Below are 13327 nucleotides of genomic sequence, written 5' to 3' on the forward strand. Positions count from 1 at the left end.
TGACTTCTGCGCATATTGCTCAAGGAGGACGGATGCCCCGCAGAAACCGGATGCGGTTCGCGACGCGGACCCTCCTGCTGCAGTTCGCGACGGTGGTGCTCGTCGTCGCGCTGTGCACCGGCGTGTATCTGCTGCTCGCCGTGCAGCAGCTGCGTGCCGAGGCCGAGTCCTCGGCACTCGGTATCGCGCGCACGCTGGCGGAGGATCCGGAGATCCGCGCCGAGGTCGCCCGCGCCTCCGCCGACCCCGGCACGCCGCAGGCGGACGACCTGCGGGACGGAGTGCTGCAGCGCACCGCGACGACGACCGCCTCCCGCACGGGCGCCCTGTTCATCGTGATCACCGACGACCACGGGATCCGGCTCGCGCATCCGGATCCGGCTCGTCTCGGCCAGGAGGTGAGCACCCCGTTCCAGGACGTGCTCGCCGGCCACGAGGTCATCGAATGGGAGACCGGCACCCTGGGCGACTCGGCCCGGGCGAAGGTGCCCGTGCGGGACAGCGGAGGAACCCCGATCGGCGAGGTCAGCGTCGGCTTCGCTCGCGCGGGCGTGTTCGACGATCTGCCGCCGCTGCTCGCCGTGATCGGCGTCGCCGCCGTGGGATCGCTGCTGCTGGCCGGCGTCGCCGCGCTCATGCTGCGCCGGCGCTGGGAGCGGCTCACCCTCGGCGTGCAGCCGGAGGAACTGGTCGCGCTCGTGCAGAACCAGACCGCGGTGCTGAACGGCGTCGACGACGGCGTGCTCGCGGTCGACCCGGACGGGGTCGTGCGGGTCTGCAACGCCGCCGCCGAGCGGCTGCTGTCGGTGCAGGACCTCGTCGGCGTGCCGTTGGACCGGGCCGGACTTCCGGGCGCGGTGCGCGAGGCCGTCTCCGGAGGACGGGCACTCTCGGAGGCGGTGCACGGCGACCGGGTGCTCTACCTCGACACCCGGCCCGTCGAGCGCGACGGGCGACCGCTCGGCACGGTGGCCGTCATCCGCGATCGCACCGAGCTGGTCGCACTCTCGGAGCGACTGGAGACCGTGCGCACGATGACGGCCGCCCTCCGCGTGCAGCGCCATGAGTTCGCGAACCGGATCCACGTCGCCGCCGGGCTCATCAATGCGGAGCGCGTGCAGGACGCCAGGGACTTCCTCGCCGAGTTGATGGTCCGGGGATCCGTGGACTTCCCGGTGGAGGGGCGGGAGCGGCTGACCGACTCGTTCCTGCGCTCGTTCCTGGGCGCGAAGGCGCTCGAGGCGTCCGAGCGCGGCGTGGTCCTGCGGATCGCCGAGGACACGCACCTGCTCGGCGCCGTGGTCGAGGCCGAGGACGTCGCCGCGGTGCTGGGCAACCTCGTCGACAACGCCGTGACCGCGGCGGTCGCCGGCGCCGCTCCGCGCTGGGTCGAGGTCACCGTGCTCGACGACGGTGCGGCACTGGTCGTCACGGTCGCGGATTCGGGGGCAGGCCTCGATGCGGCGCTCGAGGAGGGTGCGCCGGGCGACACCGACCCCGAGGGTGCCGACGCCGACGACGCCGGGGCCGTGCACGGTCATGGGCTGGGCCTGCCTCTGTCCCGCGAGATCGCCCGGCGCGGAGGCGGCGATCTGTGGATCATCGACCGCGGCGGCGACGAGCACGGAGCAGTCTTCGCCGCGCGTCTCGACAGGGCGGTCGCACCGCTGGGAGGGGCCGGCCGCGCGGACACCGACGGCGAACGAACCAGTACCCGCCCCGACAAGGAGGAGAGCAGATGACGGATCCGATCCGCACCCTCGTGCTGGACGACGACTTCCGGGTCGGCCGGCTGCATCAGACGATCGTCGACGAGCGCCCGGGGTTCGTCGCGCTGGAGCCCGTGCGCACGCTCGCCGAGGCCCGCGCCGCGATCCGGGACCTGTCTCCGGATCTGCTCCTCGCCGACGTCTACCTGCCCGACGGCGACGGGATCGGCCTCGTGCGGGAGGCGGGCATCGATGCGATCCTCGTGTCGGCCGCCGATGACCCGGCGACGGTGCGGCGCGCACTGCGCTCCGGCGCCCTGTCCTACCTGATCAAGCCCTTCGAGAGACGCACCCTCACCGGGGCGCTGGATCGATACGCCCGCTTCCGCAACCTGATGGCGGGCGATCGAGCCCTGCAGCAGAAGGACCTCGACCGCGCGCTCGCGATCCTGTACGGATCGGGAGAGGCTGCGACGCCCTCGCGATCGGCGACGGAGCAGGTCGTGCTCGCCGCGCTGGGCGAGGCCGAGGCCTCAGCCGCAGAGATCGGCGAGCGCGTGGGGATCTCCCGGGCCACGGCGCAACGGCACCTCGCCGCGCTCGCCGACCGCGAGGAGGTCGAGGTGCGGCTCCGCTACGGCGCCACCGGACGACCGGAACACCGCTACACGCGTCGCGGGTGACGGGGCACCGGCGTTCCCGACGCGCGGACTCGAGCTCAGCGGATCCGGGCTCCGCCGGGGCTCAGCGACCGATCGTCAGCCCCGCCCGAAGAGAGCGCCGCCGTTCACCTGGATGATCTGCCCGGTGGTCCAGCCGCCCTCGGGGCCGGCGAGGTAGGACACAGCGCCGGCGACCTCGTCCGGCGTGCCGGCACGGTTCATCGGCACCTGCGCGAGCCGCGACGCCACGATGTCCGGCGTGCGCCGGCCGTCCCAGAACCCGGTGTCGGGCACGTAGCCGGGCGCGATGGCATTGACCGTCACGCCCTCAGGGGCGAGGTCGGCGGCGAGGCCCATCATCCAGCCATGGATCGCAGCCTTCGCCGCGCCGTAGCCGTTCGCTCCTCGAAGCGCCGCGATCGAGCTGATCGAGATGATCCGGCCGCCCGGCCGCGCGATGCGGGGCAGCAGCGCCTCGGTGAGCAGCACCGCGGTGAGCACGTTCAGGCGCATGTTGGCCTCGTAATTGGCGGCGATGCCGGCGAGGCCCTCGCCGCGGTCCAGCACGTTGCCGCCGGCGTTGTTCAGCAGCACCTCGACGTCGCCGGCGATCTCGCCGGCGGCGCGCTCGACGGCGTCCGGATCCTGCAGGTCGGCCGTGATCGTCTGCACCCGGGCGTCCGGCGTCTGCGCGAGGACGCGGTCGGCCGCCTCCTGCAGCACGCCGGCGCGGCGTCCGATGAGCGCGAGGTCGAAGCCGTCGCGCGCGAGGCGCAGGGCCGAGGCGAGACCGATGCCCGTGCCTCCGCCGCTGATGACGGCGAGCGGGCGGGCGGATCCGGAGGACGACTGCGGGATGCTCATGCGCCCAGCCTAAGTCGCGGGCCTGCGGTCGGATCCGGTCCGGTAGCCTTCCTGGCGTGACGACCGCGCGCACGCCGATCGATCCCGCCGGGTGGCGGACGTGGACCGGCGCGCTCCTCATCATGCTCGCCTGGTGGGTCACCACCTACGGTTTCGGCTCCGTCCCGATCCCTGCCCTGCAGCCGGGCTGGTTCCCGCAGCTGGGGGTCGTGGTCACCAACGGGCTCAGCCTCGCCGTCGCCTGGCTCGTCGCAGCCCTGGTTCTCCGCGCCGGATGGTGGGGAAGCACTCCGCTGCGGCGGATCGCGGGGTGGGGCTCCGGCCGGGTCGACGCCCTCGGCTGGCTCGCGCCGGTGCTGGCGATCCAGCTCTCCTACATCTGGATCGGACGGCAGGGCATCCCCGGGATCGCGGGCTCGCCGGGAATGCTGCTCAGCGTCGCCGCCGGAATGCTCGCCGTGGGGATCTCCGAGGAGACGGCGGCACGCGGCCTCGCGCTGGGCGCGGTGATGAGGCGGCACCCCTGGCTCGGCGTCGCCGCGACGTCGCTCGTATTCGGCCTGTGGCACCTCGGCAACGGGCTGTTCTTCGGCAAGAGCGTTGAGGAGACGTGGTGGCAGGTGCTCGGTGCGGCTACCTTCGGCGTCTGCTTCGCCGGCGCCCGGCTCATGATCGGGTCGATCTGGGCACTCGCGTTCCTGCACGCCCTGGGGGACTGGACCCAGGTGCTCTCCCCGGGTGCGGCCCCGCTCTGGTACCAGATCGCGGTGATGGTGTCCGAGCTGACCTGGGGCATCGTGCTGACCGCGGTCGCCGTGCGACGCGGGTACCACCAGGCGCTCTGACCCGACCTCGCGCGCCCGTCTGCGCCGCCGCGACGGATGCGCATGCGCGGCTAGCATGGCCACGATGACTGACGTGCCCCCGATCGCCGAACGCCTGTCGCGGATGATCCAGCTGCCCACGGTGTCCGCCGAACTCGACGAGCGCGGATCCGCGCCGTTCGAGGACTTCGTGGCGCTCATCGCCGAGCTCTACCCCCGGGTGCACGCCGAGCTGACTCTCGAGCGCCACACCGACTTCGGGCTGCTGTTCCACTGGGCAGGGCAGCGCACGGCGGCCGATGGGCCGCTCGTGCTCATGGCGCACTACGACGTCGTCCCCGTGGACGAGTCCGACGCATGGACGCACCCGCCGTTCGCGGGCGTGATCGAGAACGGATCCGTCTACGGCCGCGGCGCCCTGGACGACAAGGGGCCGCTCATCGTGATCCTCGAAGCCGTCGAGAACCTGCTCGCGGAGGGCTTCACGCCCGCCCGCGACGTCTACCTCTCCTTCGGAGGCAACGAGGAGACGTTCGGATCCGCCGCCATCGCGATCGCAGATGTGCTGAAGGACCGCGGGATCGTGCCCTGGCTCGTGCTCGACGAGGGCGGCGCGGTGGTGGACGCGCCCCTGCCGTTCGTGCCGGGGAGCGCGGCGATGATCGGTGTCGGCGAGAAGGGCGTGATGACGGTGAGGCTCAGCGCGCGCGGCGAGGGCGGTCACGCCTCGGCCCCGCCGCCGCGCACCGCCGTGCGCCGCATCGCGCGTGCGGTCGACCGGTTGGGCCCCGGCACCTTCCGTCCGCGCACGCCGCGGGCGATCTCGCGCATGCTGACGCAGCTCGCAGGCTCCGCCTCCGGGCCCGCGCGCCTGCTGCTGCGCACGCTCGGAGCGCTCCCGCCCGTGTCTGCGCGGGTATTCGCCGCGCTCGGCGGCGAGGCGGCGGCCCTCGTGCGCACGACCGTCGCCCCCACGATGCAATCCGGCGGCACCGCAGCCAACGTGCTGCCGTCGCAGGCCTCGGCCACCGTGAACCTGCGGATCGCCCTCGGCGAGACGGTGCGGAGCGCAACCGCACGCGTACGCCGGCGCATCGCGGATCCGCTCGTGACCGTCGAAGTACTGGAGGGCAGCGATCCGTCGCCCGAGTCGCCCACGGACACGGCGCCCTTCGCTCTTCTTGCGGAGGCGCTCGCTGCGTCGCACCCGGGGATCCCCGCCGTGCCGTACGTGACGATGCAGGCCACCGACTCCCGGCATTTCCACCGGTTCTCGCCCGCGGTGTTCCGGTTCGCGCCGCTGGAGATGTCGAACGCGCAGCGGGCCACGATCCACGGCGTGGACGAGAGCGTCGAGATCGCAGCGCTCGAGCGCGGGGAGCTGTTCCACCGCGCGCTCATCGAACGGTTACAGTGAGCTGACCCGCACGCGGACGCCGAGCACGTCGGCGCGTCCGCACCACGTTCCGCCGACACCGCGGAACTGCACGAAGGAGTCGCGATGACGCGCACCGCCACACTCGGCACTCTGGTCGCCGTGGTCGGTTTCCTGGCCTTCGTCGAGTTCACCAGCGGTGTGCTGCAGGGCTACTACACGCCGATGCTCAGCGACATCGCGCGGCACCTGGGCATCCACGACGCCGACGTGAACTGGTTCGAGGGCGCGCAGCTCATGCTGTCCGCCTTGGTCGTGCCGGCATTCGCGAAGCTCGGCGACATGGTCGGCCGCAAGCGCATGCTGCTGATCTCGACGGCCCTCACCGCGGTCGCCGCCTTCGTGCTGCCGTTCACCGCGACCTTCGGCGTCTTCCTCGTGGCATGGGCGCTGATGGGCTTCTACGTCGTGTGGCTGCCGTTGGAGATCGCCCTGATCTGGTCGCGCGCCCGGCGCATCGAGGGCAGCTCGGCGATCACCGCGAAGGCGGCCGGGATCCTGGTCGCAGCCCTCGAGGGCGGCGCGATCATCGGCGCTCTCATTGGCGGGGCTCTCGTCGACGTGCTGCCGCTCACGGTCGTGCTGCTCGTGCCCGCGGTGCTCATCGCGGCGTGCTTCTTCGTGATCCTCTTCGGCGTGCAGGAGTCGCCGGAGAAGACCGGCGGCGTCTTCGACACGACAGGACTCGTGCTGATCTCGCTGTCGCTCATCGGCCTCACCGGCGGGCTCAGCCTGCTGCGCCTGCCCGGCGGCGTCGCGAACCCGCTGTCCTGGATCGTGATCGTGATCGGCGTGCTGCTCATCGTGCCGTTCGCCCTGTGGGAGCTGCGCCAGCAGGATCCGCTCATCGACGTGCGGATGTTCCGCAGCCCCGCGCTCGGTCCGGTGTTCCTCACGGCCGGCCTGTTCGGCGTGAGTGTGCTCGGCGCGCAGGCGCCGCTGTCGACCTTCGCCCGCACGGATCCGGCGGTCTACGGCTACGGCCTCGGCACCACCGGCTTCGCGACCTCTCTGATCATCGGCGTCTACCTCGTCGCGATGATCGCGGGCGCCCTCGGCTACCCGCAGATCGCCCGGTTCGCGACGCCCCGGATCACGCTCATCGGCGCCTCTGTGCTCGTGGGGATCGGGTTCCTGCTGTTCCTGCCGTTCCACGCGGCCTACGGGCAAGTCATCACGAACATGGTGATCGTCGGGATCGGATCCGGAGCGCTCGTCGCCGCCCTGCCCGCTGCGGCGGCCTCGGCGGCGCCGCACACCCAGACCGGGGTCGCGACCGGGCTCACGAACTCGGTGAAGACCGTGGGCGGCGCGATCGCCTCGTGCGTGTTCGGGATCGCGCTCATGCACGCGGTCGCCGGATCCGCCGCGGCCGAAGGCACCGCCGGATCCTTCTCGGGTTACGTCACGGTGTGGGTGGTGTGCGGCGTGACCGCGCTCGCCGCTGCGGTCCTGCTGCTCTTCGTCCCGAAGCAGGCATTCACCGATCGCGCCGGCCACGCCGCCGCCACGGAACCTGCGATCGGCTGACGCCCGGGGCGGATGACGCTCAGCGTTCCCCGCGCGACAGCTTCGAGGGCCACCACACGGCGCGACCCACGTCGTGCACGAGTGCTGGCACGAGCAGCGAGCGCACCACGAACGTGTCCAGGAGCACGCCGAACGCCACGATGAAGGCCAGCTGCGCGAGGAACAGGATCGGGATCACCGCGAGCGCGGCGAACGTCGTCGCGAGCACGAGGCCCGCCGAGGTGATGACGCCGCCGGTGATCGCAAGACCGCGGCGTACGCCCTCGCGCGTGCCGTGGATCCGGCTCTCCTCCCGCACTCGGGTCATGAGGAAGATGTTGTAGTCGATCCCGAGGGCGACGAGGAAGACGAAGCCGTACAGCGGCACGGCCGGATCCGCCCCCGGGAAGTGAAGGATCCCGTTGAAGACGAGCGCCGAGACGCCCATCGCGGTGCCGAACGACAGCACGGTGGTCACGATCAGCAGCACGGGCGCGACGACCGCGCGCAGCAGGGTCATCAGGATGAGCATGATCACGACGAGGATCACGGGGATGATCAGGGTGCGGTCGTGCAGCGAGGCGTCGTCCGTGTCGGTCGCCGTCGCGGTGACGCCGCCGACGAGCGCACCGGTGCCCTCGAGCGAGGTGCGGATCCGCCGCACCGTGTCCTCCGCGGCCGTCGAATCCGCCGCGGAGGTGAGCGTGCCCTGCAGCATCACGTCGCCGTCGACCACGGTCGCCTCCGGGGCGGGAGTGCCGGGTCGTCCGACCTGCTGGACGCCGTCCTGGGTCACGGGTGCCGAGCCGCTCGGCGAATCCTTCGCGGTGACGGTGACGCCGTCGATGCCCTTGTCAGCGAGCAGCACGTCGGCCGTCCTCTGCAGGGAGTCCTTGGCGACGACCACCTGGACCGGGCTGCCGGATCCGCCTGGGAAGTGCTCGCCCAGCACCTTCTGGCCGTCGCGAGCCTGCGACGAGCCGAGCACGAGGTCGGACTGCGGCACGCCGGAGGCATCGAGCTGGAGCACGCCGAGCGTGCCGATCGCGAGCACCAGGGTCGTCGCGATCCAGATCACCCGCGAGCGGCGCCGGATCAGCTCGGCCAAGCGCGCCCACACGCCGGTCGTGGGCATGCCGCCCTCGGCCGCGACCACCTCGGGGGCGTACGCCGGTCGGCGCGGCCAGAACGCCGCGCGCCCGAACGCCATGAGCAGAGCGGGTAGCAGGGTGAGCGCCGACAGCATCGCGAACGCGATCCCGATCGCCGCGACGGGGCCCAGCGCGCTGTTCGACTTCAGATCGCTGAGCAGCAGGCAGAGCAGGCCGGCGATCACCGTGCCGCCCGAGGCCAGGATCGGCTCGAAGGAGCCCTTCCAGGCCGAGAGCACCGCCTTGGCGCGATCCTGCTCGACGCGCAGGGCTTCGCGGAAACGCGACACGAACAGCAGCGCGTAGTCGGTCGCGGCGCCGATCACGAGGATGAACAGGATCCCCTGGGTCTGGCCGCTGAGGAGCAGCACGCCCCACTTCGCGAGCCACCACACCAGCAGCAGCGCGGTGCACAGGGCGAACAGGCTCGTCAGGAGCACGACGACGGGCAGCAGCAGCGAGCGGTAGACCAGCACGAGGATCACGAAGACCGCGGCGAGGGCCACACCGAGCAGGATCCCGTCGATGCCGGCGAAACCGGCGACGAGGTCGGCGCTGAACCCGGCAGGCCCGGTGATGTAGACGTGCACCCCCTCCGGGGCGGCCTTGTCGAGGGATGACCGCAGCTCCGCGACCACATCGCCGAGCTCTGCGTCGGAGCGGATCGGGATGAACGCCTGCACGGCCTTGCCGTCATCCGAGACCAGCGCGGGGGAGACGTCGTCGCCGACGCCCGCGATGTCCGTCGTGGCCGTGACTGCATCGGACAGGGCGGTGCGCTGCGCCTCCGTGAGTGCGTCGCCGGAGGAGGCGACGACGATCGCGGGGATCTCATCGGATCCGGCGAAGCGCGTCTGCAGCTCCTGCACCCGGGCGGAGTCGGAGGAGGACGGGAGGTACGCCGTGCGGTCGTTCGAGGAGACCTCGTCGACCTTCCCGAACAGGGGGCCGCCGAGCGATGCCGCGACCAGCCACGCGACGATGATGAGGGCGGGTAGGAGGATCCGCAGAGCGCGGCGGAGGCGGTGCGGTGATGCGAGGTGCTGCGAGGCGGTCATCGGGTTCCTTCCGTCCTCGGCAGGATAGTTCGAGTTAGCTAGCTTGGCAAGTAATCATCCTGGCATGAAAAAGGCTCGGTGTAGCATGACGGCATGGCGGAGCGGCGCGACGAGGCGGATGAGCGGGGCCTCGGGACGCGCGCCGGGGCGACTGCGCGTGACGGCGTCGAGGCGGGCGCCGTCTACGACATCGAGGCGAGCGATCCGGACGGCGTGCTGCTCGATCGCGCCGGCATCGACGAGAGCGCGATCCGGCAGATCGCAGAGCTGATGGCGTCCCTCGGCGAGTTGCGCGACGCCGAGCAGCGCCTCGCCGAGGCGTCCCGCCGGTACATGAAGCTGAACGAGACCGACATGCGGGCGCTGCACTACCTGATCGTGTGTGCGAACCGTGGCGCGGTGGCGACCCCCGGCGGGATCGCACAGCACCTGGGCATCTCGACGGCATCGACCACCAAGCTGCTCGACAGGCTGGAGAGCGGCGGCCACGTGGTGCGCTCCGCACACCCCTCGGATCGACGTGCGCTGGCGATCTCGATCACGCCCGAGACGAAGAAGGCGGCCATGGAGACGGTCGGACGCCAGCAGGCGCGCCGCTTCCACTCGGCGGCGCGCCTGACGGAGGCGGAGCGCGAGGTCGTCATCCGCTTCCTGCGCGACATGACCAAGGAACTCGCGCTCGACGGCGTCGAATGGGCGACCGCCGAGCCCGAGCTCTGAATCACGGCGGCCCCGGGGAGCGGTCGGCGCGGTCAGGCCTGGCTCCGCCCCGCGGGGTCGTGCGTGCGGATCAGGCGTTGCCCTCCCCGCCGGAGAACATCCAGTCGACGCCGAACCGATCGGTGAGCATGCCGAACTGCCCGCCCCACGGCGCGGGACCGTAGGCCTGGCTGACCGTGGCGCCGTCGGCGAGTTTGTCCCACGCGGCGTGGATCTCGGCCTCGTCGGAGCCGCTCAGTGACACGGAGACACCCTGCGGGGCCTTGTACTCCATGTATCCGGGGGTGTCGGAGGCCATCAGCACCAGGCCGCCGGGAGTGGTCAGCTGAGCGTGCATGACGAGCGTCTGCTCGGCCTCATCCTGCAGCATGCCCGGCATGTCGCCGAAGGTCATCACCTGCAGATCGCCGCCGAGGGCCTGCTGGTAGAACTCCATCGCGGCGCGGGCGTCGCCGCGGAACGAGATGTACGGATTGAGGTTGGTCATCGGTGTCCTCCGTGCTCGGATCGACGACGCCGCATCGGCGCCGCACTCAGTCTGAGGCCGGCCTCCGACATCGGCAATGGTGTGTCGCGGATCAACTCACGGAGGCGTCGCGCGGCGGGTTGTGCACGATCTCGAGCCTGATGCCGTTGTCGTCCTCGACGAAGGACGCGTAGTAGCGATCGCTGAAGCGGGGGTACTCCTTCGGCGGGCGCACGGCGGTCCAGCCCGCGTCGATCGCGATGTCGTGCACGCGGTCGACTTCGGCGCGCGAATCGACCGCGAACGCGAGGTGCTGCCAGCCGACGCGCCCGTGCTCGTGCGGGCCATCCGCGTTGTCGCGCGCGGGGTAGAGCAGGATCTCGGGCAGGCCGTCCTGCCGCCAGTACGCGAGATCGGGAGCATCGTGCCTGCGGACGTAGCCGAGTGCGCTCAGCACCGGATCGAACTGCGCGGAGGCGCCGGGCACGTGGTCGACGCTGATGCCGAGATGATCGAGAGTGGCCATGCCCCCCAGCATCGCGGATGCCGGGGACAATGCGCGAGGACCGGTCAGTACGGCGGGCCTCAGCCCTCGACGGACTCCCGCGGCGGGTTGTACATGAACTCGATCCGGATGCCGTTGTCGTCCTCGACGAATGACGCGTAGTAGCGATCCGAGAACCGCGTGAAGACCTTCGGATCCCGCACCGTCGTCCAGCCGGCGTCGACGGCGATGGCGTGCAGGCGCTCCACCTCGGCGCGCGAGTCGACGGCGAAGGCGAGATGCTGCCAGCCGATCCGTCCGTACCGGTGCGGCTCGCCGTCGGGCTCGGGGGCGCGGTAGAGGATCAGCTCGGTCTCGTCGTCGCGGGACCATGCCATCCCGCCCTCCAGCTCGCTGCCGTCGGAGAGGCAGCCGAGCGCGGTGAGCACCGGGTCCCACTGGGCGTAGGCGCGGTCGAGGTCTTCGACCGTGAGGCCGATGTGGTCGAAAAGAGGCATGGGTTCAGTCTGCCGGACCCGGGGACGCGGGTCGTTCGCGTGAACCGCACCCTGGCTCAGTGCGGTGCGTGGTACTCGGCCTCGCCGCGCTTCCAGTAGCCCTTCACGACGGCGTGGGCCGTGTCGACACCCCAGCGTGCGAGGAGGGCGCGGCCCGGCTTCACGATCGACGATTCCGCCGCGACGAAGACGAACGGGGCCTCACCCGGGCGCTCGTCCGCACTGAGCGACTCCAGGAAGGAGACGAGGGCGGCTCCGGCCGGAGCGTCGCCGCGATGGATCCACTCGACCGGCACGGGTGCGTCGAGAGCCAGTTCATGCTCGGCGCCACGCACCTCGATCGCGATGCGGGCGGGGGTGCCGGCGGGGATCTGCGCGGCGAAGCGGCGGATCGCCGGGATCGCGGTCTCATCTCCGGCGAGGAGCCAGCCGTCGGGCTCGCCATCCAGCACCATCGAGCCACGCGGACCGCCGACGCCCACGGTCGAGCCCAGGGGGGCGCTCGCCGCCCAGGGGGCCGCGACGCCCTCGTCGCCGTGCACCGCGAACTCGACGTCGAGCCAGTCCTCGCCCCATGCGAGCGGCGTGTACTCACGACTCGGAGCCGCCCGCAGCTCTTCGACCGATTCGGTCGGACCGTCAGCGAAGAACAGCCGCATGTGGTCGTCGGCGCCCAGGGAATCGAAGCCGGCGAGATCGGATCCGGTCAGCCGCACGCGCACGAAATCGGGTGCGATCCACTCGCGGGAGGAGAGGGTCAGCGTGCGGAAGCGCAGCTCGAGCGGGCGTCGCCCCAGGGCGAAGCCGGATTTCGCGTTGTTCATAAGGTAAGGCTAACCTGTGTACGGCCTCGGTCGAAGTTAGGTAACCCTAACCCGGTGGACCGGTGGTCAACACAGCACATCCCGCAGAACAGGAGCATCTCCATGTCCGTGCCTCGGATCCTCACCGCCACCGCGCTCGGCCTCGTCGCCGCCGTCGCCCTCGCCGGCTGCGCCTCCGGCCCCGCCGCCGCGCCCACGGAAAGCGCGACCGCGCGCACCGTGACCGTCGAGGACAACAACGGCGAGCACACGCTCTCCGCGCCTCCGGCCTCGGTCGTCGCCACGGACAACCGCACGTTCCAGACGCTTGCCGACTGGGGCATCCCGGTCAAGGCCGCCGCGGTGTCGCTCATGCCCGAGACCGTCTCGTACGTCCGCGACAAGAGCATCGTCGACCTCGGCACGCACATGGAGCCCGACCTGGAGGCCGTCGTCGCGGTCGCTCCCGACCTCATCGTCAACGGGCAGCGCTTCACCCAGCACCACGACAAGCTCGCCGCGCTCGTCCCGGACGCGACGATCCTCGAGCTCGACCCGCGCGACGGGAAGCCGTTCGACGCGGAGCTGAAGCGTCAGGTCACGGTGCTCGGCGAGGTCTTCGGCAAGCAGAAGGACGCGAAGAAGCTCGTCTCCAACTTCGAGGCGGCGGTGGACCGCGCCAAGAAGGCCTATGACGGATCCGGCGTGATGGCCGTCACCACCTCCGGTGGGAAGATCGGCTACCTCGCGCCGACCGTCGGCCGCACGCTCGGCCCGGTGTTCGACCTCCTCGGACTGAAGCCCGCGCTGACCGTTGAGGGCGCCGACGACAATCACAAGGGCGATGACATCTCGGTCGAGGCCATCGCGGCCTCGAACCCGTCCTGGATCCTGGTGATGGATCGCGATGCGGTGTTCGCGAAGGACGACCCCTCCTACGTGCAGGCCGCGGACATCCTGGAGAAGAACCAGGCGCTGGCCGCCGTCACCGCGATCCAGCAGAAGCACGTCGTCTACATGCCCACCGACACCTACCTCAACGAGGGCATCCAGACCTACACGACGTTCCTGAACTCCTTCGCCGACGCTCTCGAGAAGAGCGCGAAGAAGAGCTGACGCCTCGT

At 71.2% G+C, this 13327-nt stretch carries 13 protein-coding genes; 7 read left to right on the top strand and 6 right to left on the bottom strand.

Annotated features, from left to right (window positions below; translation table 11 throughout):
- The first annotated feature begins 32 nt into the window (after positions 1-32).
- Entirely contained in the window at positions 33-1742 is a 1710-nt protein-coding gene (locus ACTJI8_RS18145) for an ATP-binding protein (RefSeq protein WP_440734838.1), read from the top strand.
- Positions 1739-2392, top strand: a complete 654-nt coding sequence (locus tag ACTJI8_RS18150; protein WP_440734839.1) for a response regulator — start codon at positions 1739-1741, stop codon at positions 2390-2392. Before ACTJI8_RS18145 ends, ACTJI8_RS18150 begins: the two co-directional genes overlap by 4 nt.
- Positions 2393-2467: 75 nt before the next feature.
- Here the strand turns inward: ACTJI8_RS18150 and ACTJI8_RS18155 are convergent, their stop codons facing one another.
- Positions 2468-3235, bottom strand: a complete 768-nt coding sequence (locus ACTJI8_RS18155; RefSeq protein WP_440734840.1) for an SDR family NAD(P)-dependent oxidoreductase — start codon at positions 3233-3235, stop codon at positions 2468-2470.
- 56 nt (positions 3236-3291) lie between these two features.
- Here ACTJI8_RS18155 and ACTJI8_RS18160 point away from each other — a divergent pair, with 56 nt between their 5' ends.
- From ACTJI8_RS18160 to ACTJI8_RS18170, 3 genes are all read left to right on the top strand, one after another.
- The gene (locus tag ACTJI8_RS18160) at positions 3292-4080 is read left to right on the top strand and encodes a lysostaphin resistance A-like protein (RefSeq protein WP_440734841.1); all 789 of its coding nucleotides are present in this window, start codon (positions 3292-3294) and stop codon (positions 4078-4080) included.
- Positions 4081-4144: 64 nt separating this feature from the next.
- Positions 4145-5476 (top strand): M20/M25/M40 family metallo-hydrolase, encoded by a 1332-nt coding sequence (locus tag ACTJI8_RS18165; protein ID WP_440734842.1) that lies wholly within the window; start codon positions 4145-4147, stop codon positions 5474-5476.
- A gap of 84 nt (positions 5477-5560) precedes the next feature.
- On the top strand, positions 5561-7024 hold the full coding sequence (locus ACTJI8_RS18170) for an MFS transporter (protein ID WP_440734843.1): 1464 nt from the start codon (positions 5561-5563) through the stop codon (positions 7022-7024).
- 19 nt (positions 7025-7043) lie between these two features.
- Here the strand turns inward: ACTJI8_RS18170 and ACTJI8_RS18175 are convergent, their stop codons facing one another.
- Entirely contained in the window at positions 7044-9212 is a 2169-nt protein-coding gene (locus ACTJI8_RS18175) for an MMPL family transporter (RefSeq protein ID WP_440734844.1), read from the bottom strand.
- A 93-nt stretch (positions 9213-9305) separates the two neighbouring features.
- On the opposite strand from ACTJI8_RS18175, the gene ACTJI8_RS18180 reads away from it, so the two are divergent.
- Positions 9306-9932: a MarR family winged helix-turn-helix transcriptional regulator gene (locus ACTJI8_RS18180; protein WP_440734845.1), complete on the top strand. Its 627-nt coding sequence runs from the start codon at positions 9306-9308 to the stop codon at positions 9930-9932.
- 70 nt (positions 9933-10002) lie between these two features.
- Here ACTJI8_RS18180 and ACTJI8_RS18185 read toward each other — a convergent pair whose 3' ends face one another.
- The 4 genes from ACTJI8_RS18185 to ACTJI8_RS18200 all read right to left on the bottom strand — a co-directional run bounded on the left by ACTJI8_RS18185 (position 10003) and on the right by ACTJI8_RS18200 (position 12224).
- On the bottom strand, positions 10003-10419 hold the full coding sequence (locus ACTJI8_RS18185) for a VOC family protein (protein ID WP_440734846.1): 417 nt from the start codon (positions 10417-10419) through the stop codon (positions 10003-10005).
- 91 nt (positions 10420-10510) lie between these two features.
- Positions 10511-10924, bottom strand: a complete 414-nt coding sequence (locus ACTJI8_RS18190; RefSeq protein ID WP_440734847.1) for a VOC family protein — start codon at positions 10922-10924, stop codon at positions 10511-10513.
- A 59-nt stretch (positions 10925-10983) separates the two neighbouring features.
- Complete coding sequence (locus ACTJI8_RS18195; protein ID WP_440734848.1) at positions 10984-11400, bottom strand: VOC family protein; 417 nt, start codon at positions 11398-11400, stop codon at positions 10984-10986.
- Positions 11401-11456: 56 nt separating this feature from the next.
- On the bottom strand, positions 11457-12224 hold the full coding sequence (locus tag ACTJI8_RS18200) for a siderophore-interacting protein (RefSeq protein WP_440734849.1): 768 nt from the start codon (positions 12222-12224) through the stop codon (positions 11457-11459).
- Between the two features lie 102 nt (positions 12225-12326).
- Here ACTJI8_RS18200 and ACTJI8_RS18205 point away from each other — a divergent pair, with 102 nt between their 5' ends.
- Positions 12327-13319 carry a siderophore ABC transporter substrate-binding protein gene (locus ACTJI8_RS18205; protein WP_440734850.1) on the top strand — a complete coding sequence of 331 codons (993 nt, stop codon included), beginning with the start codon at positions 12327-12329 and terminating at the stop codon, positions 13317-13319.
- Positions 13320-13327: the final 8 nt, after the last annotated feature.

Origin of the sequence: Microbacterium sp. 22303 (assembly GCF_052045265.1) — a bacterium.
In the GTDB taxonomy this organism is placed as follows: domain Bacteria; phylum Actinomycetota; class Actinomycetes; order Actinomycetales; family Microbacteriaceae; genus Microbacterium.